This window comes from Pseudoalteromonas sp. CH_XMU1449-3, assembly GCF_037027245.1.
Classification (GTDB): domain Bacteria; phylum Pseudomonadota; class Gammaproteobacteria; order Enterobacterales; family Alteromonadaceae; genus Pseudoalteromonas; species Pseudoalteromonas shioyasakiensis.
Map to the genome: position 1 here is coordinate 117,990 of NZ_JAYMDY010000005.1, position 19,131 is coordinate 137,120.

The following is a 19,131-nucleotide window of genomic DNA, read 5'->3' on the forward strand; positions in this document are numbered from 1 at the left end:
AGCAATGGCGCGCATTTTATACTCTTTACTTTTATACCTACTAAGCCCACTGGTTGTTTTTTACCTGTATGTTTTACGTGGCAAAAAGAATAAGGGTTACCGTGAGCATTTTGCTGAGCGCTTTGGCTTTTCGAATTTGTCACATCACGATGTTGTTTTCCATTGTGCCTCTGTAGGGGAAGTGTTAGCAGCAACGCCGCTTATTAAGGCCGTTCAATCAGAAAATCCAACACTTACTATTTTAGTAACCTGTAATACCCCAACGGGTCGCGAGCAAATAAAAAATAACTTTAAAGATGCGGTTAGCTGCTGTTATTTACCGATTGATTTTTTCTTCGCTACGAATCGATTTTTAAAACGAATCCAGCCAAAGGTACTGTGTATTTTAGAAACTGAGCTTTGGCCAAACCTTATGGCGCAAAGCAACAACACCGGCACAAAAGTACTTGTTTTAAATGCCCGACTTTCAGCTAAATCACAGCAAGGCTACAAAAAGGTAATGCCTTTAACTAAGGTGATCATGCAGTCAATTAGCGATCTTGCTAGTCATAATCAAAATGATGCCAAACGTTTTATTGAACTTGGTTTAAAACCTGAAAAGGCACGCGTATTTGGCTCAATTAAATTTGATATCACGCCTACAGAAGAGCAATTAAATAAAGTTGCAGCACTAAAAAAACAGTATAACAACGAGCGCTTTATCTGGGTTGCAGGCTCCACTCACCCTGTTGAACATGAGCTTATTTTAACTGCTCATGAAAAGCTGTTAAAAGCGTTACCCCACGCACTTTTGATTATTGCTCCACGTCACCCAGAGCAATTTGATAAAGTCGCGGAGATATTAAAAAGCTCAAATTTGAGCTTTAGTCGTCGCAGTGAAGATAACTATAACAACCAACAAGTTGTGTTAGCTGACACGTTAGGTGAGTTACAATGCTTATATGGTGTGGCAAACATCAGCTATGTTGGCGGTAGTTTAATAGAGCGAGGCGGCCATAACCCGTTAGAGTCAGCAGCGTTTTCTGTTGGCGTATTAGCAGGCCCTCATACCTATAACTTCGACCATATTTATCCTGAACTGATTAGTGCTCAGGGAGCTAAAACCGTTACCGATGAAAATCACCTTGCTGACACACTTATCGCTTTGAGCACTGATGTACAAAAGACGATTAAGCTCGGTCAAAAAGCTGCGAAATGCGTTGCTAACAATCAAGGCGCCATCAGTAAAACGGTTAATTTAATTGAGCATTACTTAGAAAAGTAAGATAGAAAAGTAAAATAGAATAGAGAAATAATGTGACTTCAAAGCAAGCGATGAATCGCCCAGAAATACAAATGCGCGAATGGGTATCAAGCGTAATCGTAAAATACAATTTCTGCCCGTTTGCCCGTAAAGAAGTTGAAAGCAATTGCATTCATTATCAAATCAGCCAGTCTACTACTCTTGATGATGCAGTAATGGATATGCTTGAGCAATGTAGCGCATTAGACCAACAAGCAGAGCGCGAAACCACTTTGTTAATGTTTGAGCAAGGCTTTAAGGATTTTGAAGAGTTCTTAGATTTAGTCGATTTAGCCAATGCGCTTTTAGCTGCGCAAGGCTATGAAGGTAAGTATCAAATAGCCAACTTTCATCCTGACTATGTGTTTGCTGATAGCGATGACAGCGATGCTGCAAACTATACGAATCGTGCACCTTACCCAACACTGCATTTGATCCGTGAAGCCAGCATGAGCGAAGCGTTAGACAGCTACGATGAACCCGAATCTATCCCAGAGCACAACATTAAACTAGCAAGGCGCAAAGGCATCGACTTTTGGCAGCAGCTGCTGCAAAACTGCATCGATAAGCGCTAACACCTACCGGCGTTTAATAGATAAAAAGCCAGCAATGCTGGCTTTTTATTTTTTATAGCTATTAAATTTAGTGAGCTATTTTTTTACCCACTCACCGTTCACTTCAATGTAGTGACCCGGCTTCGTTTTTTCGATAGTTTTTGCCGCAGCAAGGGCTTCAACTTGCGCTAACGAAAGATTATTCTTTTTCGCAAGTTTTAAATATTGCTCTTTACGCTTTGCATTAATTTCATCAACGACCGCTTTTGCTTCGCTGTTATTAACCACTAAACCTAAATAGCCTGAGCTGTCTTCACCCACTAAACCTTGGCTCTTTGCATTATCAAGGCTGATAGCCCAAGCTGAGAAAGATAAACAAACAGCACTGATCAAGGTGATCACATTTAGTTTTTTAAGTTGTAATTTACGCATGTGTGCTCCTTAGAATAATTCGCTGTCATCACTGAATAAGGTATCAAGTTCTTTATCCACTTTTACGCGGATCTCATGGTCAACTTTTACATTTAAGTTGATTGTAATCGGCTCTTTTGCTGCCACCTCAACACGGTGGGTACAGGCACTCAGCATGCCTACCGCCGTCAGCATTACTAACCACTTAGCCATCATTGCTTCCTTTTTTTGCATACTCTTTCTCAACTTTTTGAGTAATTTCATCACTTAAACGCAGCGCTCTAAGCAAGGTAAATACATTCTCTTCATGGTTATAATTAAAGTTCACTGCTTGCTGCTGCGCTTCATTATAACCCTCTAAATTAACACCTAAATGTAACCAACCATCTGGTTTGAGGTTAACACTGCTACGTAGTTTTTTAATATCTAAATTCTCAAGTAAACTCAGCGTTGTGCTCAGCTCCTGTTGCTGCGCTTTTACAGCTTCAAAACCTGCATTATTAGTAATCAGTAATTTACCATCACCTTGATTAACTAGCTGCCCTTGCTTTACCTCTATGCCCTGTTTATTTATAACAACAGGTAAGGTGCCAGCTAAGCGCCCGCTTAAGCTAATGCCAGACTCTGCATCAAGGGTGACCAATTTACTGGCATCAATATTTTCAAATTTAACAGTCGCGGTTTGGTTATCACTGAGTGGACAGTACTTATTCACCACAAATGCCCCGCCCATAACCTGACCAGTTAGATTAGCTGCACAAGGCTGATTAGCTGTTACCTGCAACTGACCTTGTATATTTTTGACCACGGCACCTGCGCGCAGTTCATTGAGTGTAAATTTAGTCGCTGCAATATTAAGCTGGCCTGAATTAAACGTGCCGTTCAAATTCACTGCAAAATCATTCGCTAGATAATCATTATAAAGCGCACTAAGTTTATCTACCTGCAAAGTGCCCTGTGCTTGTTGAAGATTTACATCCCCTTTTATATTGCCCGAAACGACTCCGTCGGTGACTGTAGCAAGCGGCTCAAACTGAGCAATTATTGGGTTAAGTTTGGATACGGCTTGCTCTGGTATCACCAACTCAAACGGATGCGCAACCTCAGACATATGATGACTGACAAGCGCTTCAAAGCCATCTGCAAATACATGATGCGTTGCCTGCAAGGCGCGGCTTTGAAGAGCCTTTGACACAACAGACAGCTTATTTAAGCTAAGCTCTGCTGTTGATAATTTGGCGGCAGTGGTTTTGGCATCAATATCAGCAAATAATTCCCCCACACTGAGGTCTGTACTAAGGGTTAGCTCATTACTTATTTTTACTGCGCTAATATCATCATAATTTAATGATTTAACCTTGCTATTGGCTTTAACAACAAGGTGCTGCTGGGCATTATACTCAGCGTCAATCGCGCTGCTAAAATCAGCTAACTGTGCACCTGATATTAGCGCATTTTTAGCACTGATATTGGTATTCAGTTTAGCTGTAGGACTAGTAAATAACTCATCGATATCTAGCTTTCCTTTAGCCCCAATACCCTCAACCAGAGCACCGTCAGCCTGAAAATCTAAAAATGCTGGTAATGACTCCATTGAAAGTTGAAAATCAGCGCTAACGCTGCTTTCATGCAAATGCGCATTGAGTTTAAGCTCATCTATATCTTTACTATTAAAATCAATGCTAACTTGGCTATTAAGTGATGCCAGCGGATCCTGTAAAGAAAGGCTCGTATTACTGACTGTCACCTCACTTTGCCCTTCTGTAGCTTGCAGCTTTACAGTTGGGATTGATAGCAGCTCACCTTCTACACTGACTGGTTTTTCAATGTGTAACTGCCAAGTAAGCGGTAACTGCGCTTCAATAAATGATTGATGCTGTTGATCTGCTATGGTGTTTAAGCAATCTCGGTTTGCGCTAAGCTGATTTTGTAAAGCTGATAATTCCGCGTATAAGTGCTGTTGATTTAATTGATACTTAGCACTCAATTGCCCTTCAGTGGTAAAGCCTAGGTCGCACTGTTCTACCACATGCTGATAACTTGCATTAATTGAGCTTTCAATTGCAACCGTAATTCCATCAAACTTAATCTGTGACTGAGTGGTAAAATGGCTGTTTGTTGGCAATGTTACGAATCGCTCTGCCACTAGCTCATCAAACGTGACATTGGCTTTGACTTCATAATTAGATATTGCAACGTCTGCATTAAGATCCCGCGAAATCGTAAAATGGTTCAGGCGTTTTTCTTGTATCGCCAACCTAACAGGGGTGTCGGTAAACGGTGAGACTACATCAAGCTGCTCAATGCTTATTAGCGGTCTTTGCTCGGGTAATACCAAGGCAAGCTTTTTAAATTCAGTCTGTGAAGCGTCTGGTTGTTGTTTATTTGTAAGGTCACTAACGATGAGGTTAGCGCGAGAAACACTAACCTGTTGCTTATTCGCAATAATGCCAGCTAACTCAATTTGCTGTCCTTGGTAGGTTAAGCATAATTTCTCGATATTCAAATCAAGCTTGCGAGTCAATGACCAATCAATGCAGTGAAGCTCAGCGCCATTTTTACTGAGCATAGGCGTTAAGTACCACGATGTCAGTGGTAATCTGAACAGATACGCCAACAGCACCATGCTTAGCACGATACCAAGTAACCCAATACACGCCCGCTTAAAACTCAAAAAACTCTCCTTGCTTTTGAACTTACAATTACTAGCAACTAGCAACTAGCAACTAGCAACTAGCAACTAGCAACTAGCAACTAGCAACTAGCGTCATTATAAACAAAAAGGCCACACATGATAGTGCAGCCTTTTTAGTTTAAACGGTTTGTATGAACCTAGCTTGTATAGCTAGGCACACAATTAAGTTCTAGCCAACGTTTTTACGAGCGTTGCGGAACATACGCATCCATGGGCTATCCTCAGTCCACTCATCTGGGTGCCATGAGTTAGCAACAGTACGGAATACACGCTCTGGGTGCGGCATCATAACCGTTGCACGGCCATCAGTAGAGGTAATACCTGTGATACCTTCTGGCGAGCCATTCGGGTTAGCTGGGTATTGCGTTGTTGGGTTACCGTAGTTATCAACAAACTTCACTGCCACAGTACCTGATTCAAGCGCTGCTTTAACTGCATCACCGTTTGCGAACTCAGCATGACCTTCACCATGAGAAACAGCGATAGGCATACGTGAACCTGCCATACCGTTAAAGAATACCGATGGGTTTTCTTGTACTTCTACAAGGCTAAAGCGAGCTTCAAAACGCTCTGACTTATTCGTTACGAAACGTGGCCAGTGCTCAGTGCCTGGGATCAATTCTTTCAATGTTGAAAGCATTTGACAGCCATTACACACACCTAAGCTGAATGTATCTTCGCGGTGGAAGAAGCTTTGGAACTGCTCACGCGCCATCTCATTAAATAAGATTGACTTAGCCCAGCCTTCACCAGCACCTAATACGTCACCGTAAGAGAAACCACCACATGCCACTAAGCCTTTAAATTGCTCAAGTGTTAAACGACCTTCAAGAATGTCGCTCATGTGCACGTCAACCGCGGCAAAGCCTGCACGGTTAAATGCCGCCGCCATTTCTAAGTGAGAGTTAACACCTTGCTCACGTAGAATCGCCATTTTCGGCTTCGCACCAGTTGCAATGTAAGGCGCTGCAACATCTTCGTTTAAGTCAAAGTTTAGTTTTACATTAAGACCAGGGTCTTTTGCGTCAAACTTAGCGTCAAACTCTTGCTTAGCACACTCAGGGTTATCGCGACGTGCTTGCATTTGGTAAGTTGTTTCTGCCCAAATAGTACGAAGCTCAGTACGCGTGTGGTTAAGAACCACATCATCACCACGAGTGAATACCACACGATCATCAGCGTTTAGTGCGCCAATTTCATGGCTGATAGCTGCTAAGCCATGGTCTGCAAGAACGGCTTTCACTGCGTCTAAGTCAGCGTTTGCCACTTGGATAACCGCACCTAGCTCTTCATTGTAAAGCGCTTCGATGTCTGAACCTGTTAAGCCAGCAAGGTCAACAGTAACACCTGTGTGACCAGCAAATGCCATTTCAGCAACCGTAGTGAATAAACCACCGTCTGAACGGTCATGGTAAGCAAGTAGCTTGTTATCAGCAACAAGCGCTTGCATTGCTTCGTAGAAGCCTTTTAATAATGCAGGGTTATCAACGTCAGGCGTTACATCCCCTAGTTGCTTATAAACCTGTGCAAGGCTTGATGCGCCCATACGGTTTTGACCCGCACCTAAATCAACTAATAATAGTGATGACTCACCTTTATCAGTACGTAGCTGTGGCGTTACTGTTTTACGCACATCTTCAACACGACCAAAGGCAGTAATGATCAATGATAATGGTGCAGTAACCGATTTTTGCTCGCCGTTTTCATCCCATTGAGTTTTCATCGACATTGAGTCTTTACCCACAGGAATAGTTAAACCAAGTGCCGGACAAAGCTCTTCACCTACCGCTTTAACAGCTTCGTAAAGACCCGCATCTTCGCCTGGGTGACCTGCTGCAGCCATCCAGTTTGCAGATAGCTTGATATTTTCAAGGCCACCGATGTTAGCACACGCGATGTTCGTTAGTGACTCAGCCACAGCTAAACGAGCAGAAGCACCATAGTTTAAAAGTGCAGCTGGTGTACGTTCACCTAGTGACATTGCTTCACCGTGGTAAGTATCAAACGCAGCGGCTGTTACCGCACAGTTTGCTACTGGCACCTGCCAAGGACCTACCATTTGGTCACGCGCAACTAAACCCGTTACCGTACGGTCACCAATGGTGATTAAGAATGTTTTCTCAGCAATCGTTGGTAAGCGTAATAAACGCTGTGCAGCGTCTGCAGCATCAATATTAGCAACGTCTAATGGTTGAGATTGCGCTTTTTTCGATTCAACTTCACGGTGCATTTTTGGTGCTTTACCAAGTAAAACATCAAGCGGAAGATCAACTGGGTTGTTACCGAAGTGGCTATCTTCAACCGTTAAGTGACGCTCTTCTGTTGCTTCACCAATAACAGCGTATTCTGCACGCTCACGTTTACAGATTGCTTCGAAGCGCGCGAAGTCTTCTGCTGCAACAGCTAATACGTAACGCTCTTGAGATTCGTTACACCAAATTTCGTGTGGTGCCATACCCGGCTCATCGTTTGGAATGTCACGAAGTTGGAATTTACCACCACGACCACCGTCGTCTACAAGCTCAGGGAATGCGTTTGAAAGACCACCTGCACCCACATCGTGAATGAAAGCGATTGGGTTTGCATCACCTAACTGCCAACATTTGTCGATAACTTCCTGACAACGACGTTCCATTTCTGGGTTTTCACGCTGAACAGATGCAAAGTCTAAGTCTTCGTTTGATTGACCTGATGTCATACTAGAGGCAGCACCACCACCAAGACCGATGTTCATTGCCGGACCACCTAGTGCAATTAGCTTAGCACCTACAGGGATTTCACCTTTTTGAACATGTTCAGAACGAATGTTACCTAAACCACCTGCAAGCATGATTGGCTTGTGGTAACCACGTACTTCTTCACCGTTATGGCTTGATACTTTCTCTTCGTATGTACGGAAGTAACCAAGTAAGTTAGGACGACCAAATTCGTTATTGAATGCCGCGCCACCTAATGGACCTTCAGTCATGATATCAAGTGCATTAACGATACGACCAGGCTTACCAAAGTCTGTTTCCCATGGCTGCTCATAACCAGGAATACGTAGGTTAGATACAGTGAAGCCAACTAAACCAGCTTTAGGTTTAGAGCCGCGGCCTGTTGCACCTTCATCACGGATCTCACCACCAGAACCTGTTGATGCACCTGAGAATGGCGCAATCGCTGTTGGGTGGTTGTGAGTTTCAACTTTCATCAAGATTTCGATGTTTTCTTGATGGTACGCGTACTCACCCTCAACATTAGGGAAGAAACGACCTGCTAACGAGCCCTTCATTACCGCTGCGTTATCTTTATATGCAGATAGCACGTTTTCAGGGTTTTGCTCGTAAGTGTTTTTGATCATTTTGAACAATGATTTTGGCTGTTCGATGCCATCAATTGTCCAATCGGCGTTAAAGATTTTGTGACGACAATGCTCAGAGTTTGCTTGCGCAAACATGAATAATTCGATGTCGTTCGGGTTACGCCCTAACTTTTGGAAGTTTTCTACCAAGTAATCAATTTCGTCATCTGCAAGCGCAAAACCTTGCTCGACGTTTGCTTTAGCAAGCGCTTCACGGCCACCACCTAAAATGTCAACTGATGACATTGGACGCGGCTCATCGTGACGGAATAATTTAGCTGCATCAGCCATATCCGCGTGCGTTGCTTCAGTCATGCGGTCATGTAATAACGCTGCAACTTCAGCTGTTTGCTCAGCTGATAAATTACCTTCTACGTAGTATGCAATACCACGCTCAACACGGTGAACTTGGCTTAAGCCACAGTTATGTGCGATGTCAGTTGCTTTTGATGCCCAAGGCGAGATAGTACCTGGACGCGGCGTTACAAGAATTAACGTGCCAGCAGGGGTATGCTCGGCAATTGTTGGACCATAAGTAAGCAGTTTTTCCAGCTTGGTTTGCTCATCAGCTGAAAGCTCGGCTGTAAGATCAGCAAAATGCATGAACTCAGCATAAACGTCAGTGACTGGAAGTTGTGCCTGTTGGCAACGCGCTAAAATTTTCTGAACTCTAAAATCGGAAAGTGCTGGTGCACCACGAAGGATCAACATAGGTATTTTCATCCGGGGTTAGGGATTGAACGATATTTTAGGCGCATATTATAGTGCAAATAACGTCTAGATTTAACTCAAAATTACGCTTTTATTTAAATAATCTTCATAACCGCTTTTATGGTTGCAACAATTAACTATCTTAGTCGTCTTTATTTCTCTGCAGGTACTTGTTCTGTATGACTTATCTACCAGATGCCTTGTTATAGTTATTAATTTTTAAATAGATAACTAAAACTATTCGCCAAGTGACGTGGCTTAGAAGTTTTGTTATAACACTAATGTAATGGTTTAAGGGGCATTTATAATCTATGCAAAAGTTACTCGCTATTTTTAGTTTAGTGCTCATGTTATGTGCGTGTGATATGCAACAGCAACCGTCGCAACTTGCTCATATCAAGGCACAGAACAAAATTAGAGTAGGCACATTAGCTGGCGCGAGTAACTACTATCAGGCTCCACAAGGTGTGCAAGGCTTTGAATATGAGCTTGCCCAAGAGTTTGCTGACTATGTTGGTGTAGAGCTCGAGATGGTGCCTTTTTTTAATCTATCCGATATGTTTGCACGCTTAGAAAGTGGCGATTTAGATATTATAGCTTCAGGTCTTACCTATAATACGATTCGGGCAGAGCATTATCGATTTGGCCCAACCTACCGAACAATTAGCCAAAAGTTAGTTTATAAACAAGGCCGTACTCGCCCTCGAGAGTTTGAGGATTTAACCGGTAATCTCACTGTTTTAGCCAAAAGCAGCCACTCGTTAGCACTACAGCAATTAAAACAACTGCATCCTGAACTTAGCTGGAACGAAACAGAAGACATGGATGAAGAAGAGCTTCTGCAAGCAGTTATCGATGGTGAAATTGATTACACTCTAGCAGATTCACACACCTTATCGCTGTTTCGCCGCTATCACCCAAATTTGAGTATCGGCTTTTCGGTTACCCGTAACGACCCTATCGCTTGGTTACTAAGAAAAGATGGTGACGACTCTTTATATGCCTTGATGGTGCCATTTTTTGGCGACGTTAAGAAAAGCAACCAGCTTTATGTGTTAGAAGAAAAATACTTCGGCCATGTTCGTCAGTTTAACTATGTGAATACCCTTGCTTATATCGAAGCAATAAAAGACACCTTACCTAAATACCAACCTTGGTTTGAGCAATACGCAGGTAACATAGACTGGCGATTACTGGCAGCTTTGAGTTATCAAGAATCAATGTGGAACCCAAGGGCTAAGTCACCAACCGGTGTACGTGGCATAATGATGCTAACCCAAGCAACAGCAAAACAGGTCGGCGTAACAAATCGACTAGAGCCTGAGCAAAATATTAAAGGCGGTGCGCAGTATCTTGCCAAAGTGATTTCTTGGATCCCTGAACGCATTCCGCAGCCCGACAGAACCTGGTTTGCCTTAGCCTCTTACAATGTTGGCTGGGGACACGTCAACGACGCACGTATTATTACCGAGCAAGAAGGTGCAAGCCCCGATAAGTGGGCTGATGTTAAAAAGCGCTTACCGCTTTTAATTAAAAAGCGTTACTATCGAAAAACCAAATATGGTTATGCCCGTGGCGATGTTGCAGTAAAGTACGTTGATAATATCCGTCGCTATTACGACGCACTGGTTTGGCTTGATGAAAATGATGCGATTGCTAACCCAAGCGAAGAAGAACAAAGCACTGAAGAAGCTCAACCTGAAGCGCAAGCGAGCGAACCAAAGCCAAATGACAACACGCAACAAACCAACTCGGAGCAGCAAGAATTAGAAAACAACTAACTTCAAGCACCGAAATCTGTTTACTTGTCATCAAATGATCATTATCTTCCTGTAGAGATCAATATAATGCTTTACTCTCACTTAAGGAGCACTCATGTTAAAAAGAAGACGCACGACACATAAGTTCAAGCGTAATGTTATTTACTCAACGGCGACCCGCCGTCGTATCATGCTACGTAATACACACAAAAAAGTTATTTGGCGTCGCCGCTTATTTGCGATGCAGTTAATGGAAGCACAAGTTCCTGCAACGCCGGTTGTATAACTAGGCGTTGCGAGCAGCCTGCTTTGCCGCCTTTTTCTCTTCTCTACGACGCTTAAAAAACGCTGAAATTACCGCCCCACACTGCTCACTCATAACATCACCGGTTACTTCAACTTGATGATTAAGCCTAGGTTCTTGCAGCAGATTCATAATTGATCCTGCCGATCCCGTTTTGGCATCTTTAGCACCAAATACCAATCGCTTAATACGGCTATGTACCAACAGACCTGCGCACATAGAACAAGGTTCTAACGTAACATACAAGGTGCAATCGATTAATCGGTAGTTATTAAGTACTTTACCTGCTTCGCGGATTGCCATCATTTCAGCATGAGCGGATGGGTCGTTATCGATAATTGAGCGGTTATAACCATAGGAGATCAGTTGATTGTCTTTTACCAGCACAGCACCAACCGGAATTTCATTAATAGCAGCCGCTTCATTAGCGTAGTTTAATGCTTTTTCCATCCAATATTGGTCGCTAAATTGTTCGCTCATATATCACACAAATCTTGTAAAACTGTGAGTAATTATACCTAGTTAGTGAAAAATGTCGGCAATAAATACTGCTACACTTAAAAATTAACGCAAAATTTAGTGGCTTTTTCATGGCTCAATGGACCCATATTGCGCTATAATCTCGCGCTTTTTTTATTTAGCTTACAACACGGGTAGCAAATGAAATTTCCTGGACGCCGCAGGCATAAACATTATTTTCCGGTGGAAGCCAAAGATCCACTGACGAATCAACTTAACTCAACCGACCGACTACAACGTAGTTATATTACGGGTATCGACCAAATTGTGGTAGATATTGAAGCGAAAGTTGATCAAGCTTTCCTAGATGAATTTCAATTGCGCCGTGGCATGTCGCAAGTGATCGATAACGATATTACCAACGCACTATACGACAGACTAAAACTCGACAATATGATCGATTATGAGTTTGCCGGTGGTACGGTAGGTAACACCATGCACAACTACTCTACCCTAGCTGACGACCGATCAGTACTGTTAGGGGTAATGAGTGAGAATATCAAAATCGGCAGCTATGCATACCGTTTTTTATGTAACACCTCTAGCCGCGTTGACCTTGACTACCTTCAGCCTGTAGATGGCCCTATTGGTCGTTGTTTTACCTTAATTGACGAGACCGGTGAGCGTACCTTCGCAATCAGCGCGGGGCTTATGAATCACCTTCGCCCTGAATCAATCGATCAGGCACTTATTGAGAATTCATCAGCACTGGTGATCAGCGCATACCTAATGCGTACTCAAGGTGATGAAACCATGACAGAAGCGACCATGCAGGCAGTGAAATATGCCAATGATGCAGGTGTCCCTGTGGTTTTAACCCTTGGTACTAAGTTTCTAATTGAACAAGACCCTGCTTGGTGGGCTGACTTTGTAAAAGAGCATGTTGATATTCTTGCGATGAACGAAGAGGAAGGCCTTGCGATTACTGGCTTTGAAGATCCGCTTCTGGCAGCCGACAAAGCGCTAGATTGGACTGATTTAGTTATTTGCACGGCTGGCGAAAAAGGCTTGTTTATGGCCGGTTACGTAGACGACTCATTCAAGCGTGAAACAGAATACCCGTTATTACCAGGCGCGATTGCTGACTTTAACCGTTATGAATTTTCGCGCGCAATGCGTAAAGACGACTGCCAAAACCCTATTCGTGCGTACAGCCACACAGCACCGTTTATGGGCGGCCCAGATAGTATTAAAAATACCAATGGCGCAGGCGATTGTGCTCTGGCCGCGGTACTACATGACTTATCAGCAAACGTTTACCACAAACTTAATGTGGCAAACTCAGCGAAGCATCAGCAGCCTGCTATGACCTACTCATCGCTTGCACAAATTAGTAAATACGCTAACCGTGCAAGTTATGAAGTACTTGTTCAGCACTCGCCACGTTTATCTCGTGGCTTACCTGAACGTGAAGATTGTTTAGAGCAAGTTTACTGGGATCAGTAAGCGCGACTAAAAAATCGAAATATCCAGTTTCTGGGATAAACGCTCAAGAGCCGCTATCCCAGCTACAGAGTTACCATACGAGTTAAGTCTTGGCGCCCACACAGCCACAGTAAATTGATTCGGTAACACAGCTAAAATAGTACCCGACACCCCAGACTTACCCGGCATACCAACACGGTAGCCAAAATCCCCTGCAGCATCGTATAAACCACTGGTAAACAGTAACGAGTTTAACTGCTTATTTTGCCTTGCACTGAGTACTTCTTGGCCATTGGCATCTTTACCTTGGTTTGCTAAGTAATTGTAAGCTTTTGCTAATTCTACGCAGTTTAACTCTATGGCACAGAAGTTAAAGTAAGCCCATAACACATCATCTACTTCATTATTAAAGTTGCCGAATGACTTCATTAGATGCCCCATCGCGGCGTTGCGATGACGAAACTCATATTCAGAATTTGCCACTTTCTTATCAATAACAACCTGAGCATTTCCTGATAACTGACGAAATGACTCAAGCATAGAGTGCATCGGCGCAGATAAACGGCTATATAACGCGTCACAGGTGACAATCGCGCCGGCATTAATAAATGGGTTGCGTGGTATGCCTTGTTCAAACTCAAGCTGTGTAAGTGAGTTAAAAGCGGTGCCTGAAGGCTCTTTACCGACTCGTTGCCACAGCTCATCACCATAACGCTGAAGTGCTAAAGTTAAGGTCATTACTTTCGAAACAGATTGAATTGTAAAACGCGCACTACAATCACCCGCGCAATAGGTTTGCCCATCTACTGTATGAATAGCAATGGCAAACTGGTTTGGCTCAACCTCTGCAAGCGCAGGAATATAATCAGCAACCTTACCTTGGCTCAGTAATGGTTGAACTTCTTTTGTGATTTCATCTAATACATGTTGATAATCAATCTGTGACATACCGCGTCCTTTAAAACAAAAAGCCCCGCATTTGCGAGGCTTTGTAGTCTACTAAAGATGGTTTGCTATAGCGATTGCTATTAGCTCATCGCTGATTGCAGTTTTTTCATCGCTGTTTTTTCTAGCTGACGAACACGCTCTGCTGAAACGTTATATTTCTCAGCAAGCTCTTGTAATGTTGCTTTATCGTCAGCTAACCAACGTGCACTTACGATGTCTTGAGAACGTTCATCAAGGGTTTTTAAGGCGCTGAATAAACGTGCATGAGACTGTTCTTGCCATTGCTGCTCTTCGATATCATCAGCAAGGTCAGCACTGCCATCTGTTAAATACTGTACTGGCGAGTATGTGCTTGTCGGTGCGTCGTCATTGTCGTCGCCCGTTAAGTCAAAGCCCATATCTTGGCCACTCATACGTGATTCCATCTCACGTACTTCTTTTTCACTTACACCTAGCTCATTAGCAACTGTGCTAACCTCAGCTTGGTTAAACCAACCTAAACGCTTTTTGTTTTTACGCAGGTTGAAGAATAATTTACGTTGCGCTTTTGTAGTTGCAACTTTCACGATACGCCAGTTTTTCAGTACGTATTCATGAATTTCAGCTTTGATCCAGTGTACTGCGAATGAAACTAAGCGAACACCTACACTTGGGTCGAAACGTTTTACCGCTTTCATCAGACCGATGTTACCTTCCTGAATTAAATCAGCTTGCGGTAAGCCATAACCTGAATAGCTTTTCGCAATATGAGCAACAAAGCGTAGATGCGACATAATGAGTTGCTTCGCAGCTTCAAGATCACCTTCTTCCTGAAGACGTGTCGCCAACTGCTTTTCTTTCTCTGCATCAAGCATAGGAATAGTGCTAACCGCTTGAAGGTAGCCGTCCATACTTGCGCTCTGTTGACCTGCAGTAAGTGCCATTGCGTATAAATCTTTACTCATTTTTCACCTCAGTGATAAACATTTGAAACCATCTTAGCACTCTTTAAGCGAGAGTGCTAACTTCAATTAAAAACTTTTTTAAAGTTCAAATCAAGTGGTTTTTGCATCTATTTTTAGTCTACGCTAACACGCTGAATAAGCGATGAATTCTAGCTTCGAGTGATATTTTGACAAATTAACAGCGACTACCATTTATCGCTAAAAGAGCAGTGTAACAACGAATTGTTACACTTTATCGGGTTCAATTTCTTTTATGTAGCGGTTAACTGATAGATAAGAACCAACAAATCCTAAGCCTGTTGCAAGAGCGACTAAAATGCCAAACTCTGTGAGTGTTAAACCAATTAAGTCAAAGCTGGTTTCATAAACACCCGCAACATCACTTACAGCAGCACCAAGCCACCACATCATTAACGCAACACAAATAAAAGAGAACAAACCACCAATAATACCGTACCAAATCCCTGTCCATAAAAATGGCGCATGAATAAAGGTGTTTGTCGCCCCAACTAACTTCATCACTTGAATTTCATCTTTCTTATCCATGATTGATAAGCGGATAGTATTTCCAATGATCAGGGTGACGGAGGTTAATAATAGTAGAGCAATGGTGATCACGCTTTCTTTTAATAAACTTAAAAGTGCATTTAATCGCTCAAGCCAAGCAATATCGAGTTTACCAAAATCAACTTCTCTCTCGGCTTCAAGCTTGTGCAATAATTGTTTTGCCGTATTTGGCTGACGGTATCGTGCTGTCGGCGTAACAATAACAACATCAGGTAACGGGTTCGCATCTAAATATTCAAGTGCTTGGCCAAATCCTGATACTTGTTTAAATTCAGTGAGGGCATCACCTTTTGATATAAACTCCACTTTATCTACTTCAGGGTAGAGTGCTAAACGCTTAACCAAGGTTTGCGTTTGCTGTTCGTTCATAGTTTCTTTTACGAACAACGAGATCTCTGCGGCATCTTCAAAGCCACTGCTCACTTGCGAGACATTTTTAACCACTAAATAAAGCGTCGCTGGCAGTGTTAAGCTTAATCCCAATACCGCAATGGTCATCAATGAGGCTAAAGGCGTTCGCCACATTTCACCGAGGCTGTGCACACCTTGGCGAATAAGATTAATAAAGAAGAAATAAGGCGCTGCTAAAAATGACTTCTTCTGACGTTCGTTTTGGCTGTTGCGGCTTTTAAACAATAAACTCATAGTGCCCCCTCAGCTAACGGATCGTCAATCATACGGCCATCTTTCAGTGTTAGACTGCGATAACGCATACGCGCAATTAAACCAATATCATGGGTTGCAATCAGCACGGTTGTACCATGATTATTAAAGTCTTCGAATAAACGTAAAATGTCCATCGAAAGTTCAGGGTCTAAGTTACCAGTTGGCTCATCGGCTAATAGGATTGGCGGTGAATTGACAATAGCGCGAGCAATACCAACACGCTGCTGCTCACCACCTGATAAGGTTGCTGGATTACACTTAGCTTTATCAAGTAACCCTACTTTATCAAGCGCACCGTGAACACGTTTAGCTATTTGCTTATGGTGCGTACCTTCAATGATTAAAGGTAAGGCAACATTATCAAACACTGAGTAACGTTCTAGTAAGCGGTGATTCTGAAAGATGATACCAATATCGCGGCGCACATAAGGGATCTGGCGTGATTTAACAGCATTTAAATCAACACCATTAATAAGCACCTGCCCGGCTGATGGACGCTCCATCAAGCTGATAAGCTTCAATAGTGTACTTTTACCTGCCCCACTGTGCCCGGTTAAAAAGGCCAGTTCGCCAGGCTTAATATGAAAGCTGACTTTTTCAAGGGCACGATGGCCACCTGGATATGTTTTACTGACTTGCTGAAAATTTATCATTTTAGTTATCAATCATCTTGCAGCGAAAAAGGGAGCAAGCTCCCTTTAGTTAATTATGCGTCATCCTCGTCTTGGCTAAATAGTGCATCAATAAAGTCACTACTATTAAAGGTACGTAAATCATCAATACCTTCACCAACACCAATGTAACGAATTGGGATATTAAATTTATCTGCAACGGCGAAAATCACACCACCTTTGGCGGTACCATCTAGTTTAGATAAAGTAATGCCCGTTAAACCAACACACTCATTAAATAATTTAACTTGGCTAATTGCGTTTTGACCTGTACCTGCATCAATCGTTAGCATAACTTCATGTGGCGCATCTGGGTCAATTTTCTTCATTACACGGGCAATTTTTTCAAGCTCTTGCATTAGGTTATCTTTATTTTGCAAGCGACCTGCTGTATCGGCGATTAACACATCAACATTACGAGCCTTTGCAGCCTGAAATGCATCAAATACCACTGACGCACTGTCTGCACCTGTATGCTGAGCAATCACTGGGATGCTATTACGCTCACCCCATACTTGTAACTGCTCAACCGCTGCAGCGCGGAACGTATCACCCGCAGCAAGCATTACTGACTTACCTTCGTTTTGGAACTGCTTAGCTAATTTACCAATCGTGGTGGTTTTACCTACCCCATTTACACCCACCATTAAGATAACAAATGGCTTTTTATCACCACTTACAACCAGCGGCTGCTCGGCGGTTTTAAGCATACTAGCCATTTCTTGCTTCATTAACTCATATAAAGCATCGCCATCTTTTAATTGCTTACGATCAGCGGCATCGGTTAGGTTATCAATCAACTTCATTGTTGTATCAACACCTAAATCGGCTGTTAGTAATTGTGTTTCTAGTTCTTCAAATAACTCATCGTCAATTTTCTTACCACTAAAAATAGACGCAAAGCCTGAACCAATATTAACGCGAGTTTTTAATAGACCTTTTTTAAGGCGTGCGAAGAAACCTTCTTTCTTTGGTTTTTCAGAAGCGGCTTGAGCAGCTTTCTCTTGCTCTAAACGCTCAGCTTCTGCCTTCTCTGCAGCAATGCGTTCTTGCTCTAAACGCTCCGCTTCTGCCTTTTCTGCAGCAATGCGCTCTTGCTCTAAACGCTCTGCTTCTGCCTTTTCTGCAGCAATGCGTTCTTGTTCTAAACGTTCCGCTTCCGCCTTTTCTGCAGCAATACGCTCTTGTTCTAAACGTTCTGCTTCTGCCTTTTCTGCCGCGATACGTTCTTGCTCTAAGCGAGCAGCTTCTGCCTTTTCTGCCGCGATACGTTCTTGCTCTAAGCGCTCCGCCTCTGCTTGTTCAGCAGCAATGCGTTCTTGCTCTAAGCGAGCAGCTTCTGCTTTTTCAGCAGCAATACGTTCTTGTTCTAGACGTTCTGCCTCGGCCTTCTCTGCAGCAATGCGTTCTTGTTCTATACGTTCAGCTTCTGCCTTTTCTGCCGCAATACGTTCTTGCTCTAGACGTTCTGCCTCGGCCTTCTGCGCAGCAACTTGCTCGGCTTCACGCTGCGCCTGTTCTGCTGCAGCACGCTCTTGCTCTAATTTCATTGCTGCTTCTTGCTCAGCAAGACGAGCTTGTTGTTCTTGACGTTGTTGTTCTGCCGCTTGCTGTTCTTGAACTAAACGTTCAGCTTCTGCTTGTTCTGCCGCAATGCGTTCTTGCTCTAAACGTTCAGCTTCTGCCTTTTCTGCAGCAATGCGCTCTTGCTCTAAACGCTCCGCTTCTGCATTTTCAGCAGCAATGCGTTCTTGTTCTAAACGTTCAGCTTCTGCCTTTTCTGCAGCGATACGCTCTTGCTCTAAACGTTCAGCTTCTGCTTGTTCTGCCGCAATGCGTTCTTGCTCTAAACGCTCAGCTTCTGCCTTTTCTGCAGCAATGCGCTCTTGCTCTAAACGCTCCGCTTCTGCTTTTTCTGCCGCAATGCGCTCTTGCTCTAAACGCTCCGCTTCTGCTCTTTCAGCAGCGATACGCTCTTGCTCTAAACGTTCAGCCTCTGCCTTTTCTGCAGCGATTCGCTCTTGTTCTAAGCGTTCAGCCTCTGCCTTTTCTGCAGCAATGCGTTCTTGTTCTAAACGTTCAGCTTCTGCCTTTTCGGCTTCAATTCGCTGTTGTTCTTCTATTTGCTTCTGGTTATCAGCCTCTTTTGCTGCTTGCTCTGCTTGTTGCTTATCTGATTTGCCAAAACCAAACCAAGACAGGAATTTACTTTTTTTTGCCATACTTGCTAATAACCACTTATAAAAATCTGATAAACTTACATGAATAATAGTTTGGTGACAGTTCAGCTTTTTAGCCAAACATAAACAGGTACCATCTATCGCTAAGGTC

At 43.1% G+C, this 19,131-nt stretch carries 15 protein-coding genes; 5 read left to right on the forward strand and 10 right to left on the reverse strand.

What is annotated here, in order from left to right; translation table 11 throughout:
- Positions 1 to 4 precede the first annotated feature (4 nt).
- Positions 5 to 1,264, forward strand: coding sequence for a lipid IV(A) 3-deoxy-D-manno-octulosonic acid transferase (gene waaA, locus WA256_RS08275; RefSeq protein ID WP_335990432.1), 1,260 nt, complete (start codon positions 5 to 7; stop codon positions 1,262 to 1,264).
- A 50-nt stretch (positions 1,265 to 1,314) separates the two neighbouring features.
- On the forward strand, positions 1,315 to 1,857 hold the full coding sequence (locus WA256_RS08280) for a DUF1415 domain-containing protein (RefSeq protein ID WP_063529699.1): 543 nt from the start codon (positions 1,315 to 1,317) through the stop codon (positions 1,855 to 1,857).
- A 75-nt stretch (positions 1,858 to 1,932) separates the two neighbouring features.
- Here WA256_RS08280 and WA256_RS08285 read toward each other — a convergent pair whose 3' ends face one another.
- The 4 genes from WA256_RS08285 to purL all read right to left on the reverse strand — a co-directional run bounded on the left by WA256_RS08285 (position 1,933) and on the right by purL (position 8,996).
- A complete protein-coding gene (locus WA256_RS08285; RefSeq protein WP_335990434.1) occupies positions 1,933 to 2,268 on the reverse strand; it encodes a YdbL family protein in 336 nt (111 codons plus the stop codon).
- 9 nt (positions 2,269 to 2,277) lie between these two features.
- Positions 2,278 to 2,460, reverse strand: coding sequence for a YnbE family lipoprotein (locus tag WA256_RS08290; protein WP_054551055.1), 183 nt, complete (start codon positions 2,458 to 2,460; stop codon positions 2,278 to 2,280).
- On the reverse strand, positions 2,453 to 4,921 hold the full coding sequence (locus WA256_RS08295) for an intermembrane phospholipid transport protein YdbH family protein (RefSeq protein WP_335990440.1): 2,469 nt from the start codon (positions 4,919 to 4,921) through the stop codon (positions 2,453 to 2,455). The genes WA256_RS08290 and WA256_RS08295 overlap by 8 nt, the downstream gene beginning before the upstream one ends.
- 190 nt (positions 4,922 to 5,111) lie before the next feature.
- Complete coding sequence (gene purL / locus WA256_RS08300; protein ID WP_058585839.1) at positions 5,112 to 8,996, reverse strand: phosphoribosylformylglycinamidine synthase; 3,885 nt, start codon at positions 8,994 to 8,996, stop codon at positions 5,112 to 5,114.
- Positions 8,997 to 9,307: 311 nt separating this feature from the next.
- Between purL and mltF the strand changes: the two genes are divergently transcribed.
- Together mltF and WA256_RS08310 are read left to right on the forward strand one after the other, a co-directional pair.
- Positions 9,308 to 10,777, forward strand: a complete 1,470-nt coding sequence (gene mltF / locus WA256_RS08305; RefSeq protein ID WP_062566442.1) for a membrane-bound lytic murein transglycosylase MltF — start codon at positions 9,308 to 9,310, stop codon at positions 10,775 to 10,777.
- A 94-nt stretch (positions 10,778 to 10,871) separates the two neighbouring features.
- Positions 10,872 to 11,042: a hypothetical protein gene (locus WA256_RS08310; protein WP_165385080.1), complete on the forward strand. Its 171-nt coding sequence runs from the start codon at positions 10,872 to 10,874 to the stop codon at positions 11,040 to 11,042.
- On the opposite strand, the gene tadA is transcribed toward WA256_RS08310, so the two are convergent.
- Complete coding sequence (gene tadA, locus WA256_RS08315; RefSeq protein ID WP_054560975.1) at positions 11,043 to 11,540, reverse strand: tRNA adenosine(34) deaminase TadA; 498 nt, start codon at positions 11,538 to 11,540, stop codon at positions 11,043 to 11,045.
- 180 nt (positions 11,541 to 11,720) lie between these two features.
- Here tadA and WA256_RS08320 point away from each other — a divergent pair, with 180 nt between their 5' ends.
- Positions 11,721 to 13,025 (forward strand): inosine/guanosine kinase, encoded by a 1,305-nt coding sequence (locus tag WA256_RS08320; protein ID WP_054560976.1) that lies wholly within the window; start codon positions 11,721 to 11,723, stop codon positions 13,023 to 13,025.
- Between the two features lie 6 nt (positions 13,026 to 13,031).
- Here WA256_RS08320 and glsB read toward each other — a convergent pair whose 3' ends face one another.
- From glsB to ftsY, 5 genes are all read right to left on the reverse strand, one after another.
- Positions 13,032 to 13,952 (reverse strand): glutaminase B, encoded by a 921-nt coding sequence (gene glsB / locus WA256_RS08325; protein ID WP_054560977.1) that lies wholly within the window; start codon positions 13,950 to 13,952, stop codon positions 13,032 to 13,034.
- An 80-nt stretch (positions 13,953 to 14,032) separates the two neighbouring features.
- Positions 14,033 to 14,896, reverse strand: coding sequence for an RNA polymerase sigma factor RpoH (gene rpoH / locus WA256_RS08330; RefSeq protein ID WP_054551048.1), 864 nt, complete (start codon positions 14,894 to 14,896; stop codon positions 14,033 to 14,035).
- A gap of 225 nt (positions 14,897 to 15,121) precedes the next feature.
- Positions 15,122 to 16,108: a permease-like cell division protein FtsX gene (gene ftsX / locus WA256_RS08335; RefSeq protein WP_335990453.1), complete on the reverse strand. Its 987-nt coding sequence runs from the start codon at positions 16,106 to 16,108 to the stop codon at positions 15,122 to 15,124.
- Positions 16,105 to 16,782, reverse strand: coding sequence for a cell division ATP-binding protein FtsE (gene ftsE, locus WA256_RS08340; protein WP_054560978.1), 678 nt, complete (start codon positions 16,780 to 16,782; stop codon positions 16,105 to 16,107). Before ftsE ends, ftsX begins: the two co-directional genes overlap by 4 nt.
- 53 nt (positions 16,783 to 16,835) lie before the next feature.
- Positions 16,836 to 19,022, reverse strand: a complete 2,187-nt coding sequence (gene ftsY, locus WA256_RS08345; RefSeq protein WP_335990456.1) for a signal recognition particle-docking protein FtsY — start codon at positions 19,020 to 19,022, stop codon at positions 16,836 to 16,838.
- Positions 19,023 to 19,131 lie beyond the last annotated feature (109 nt).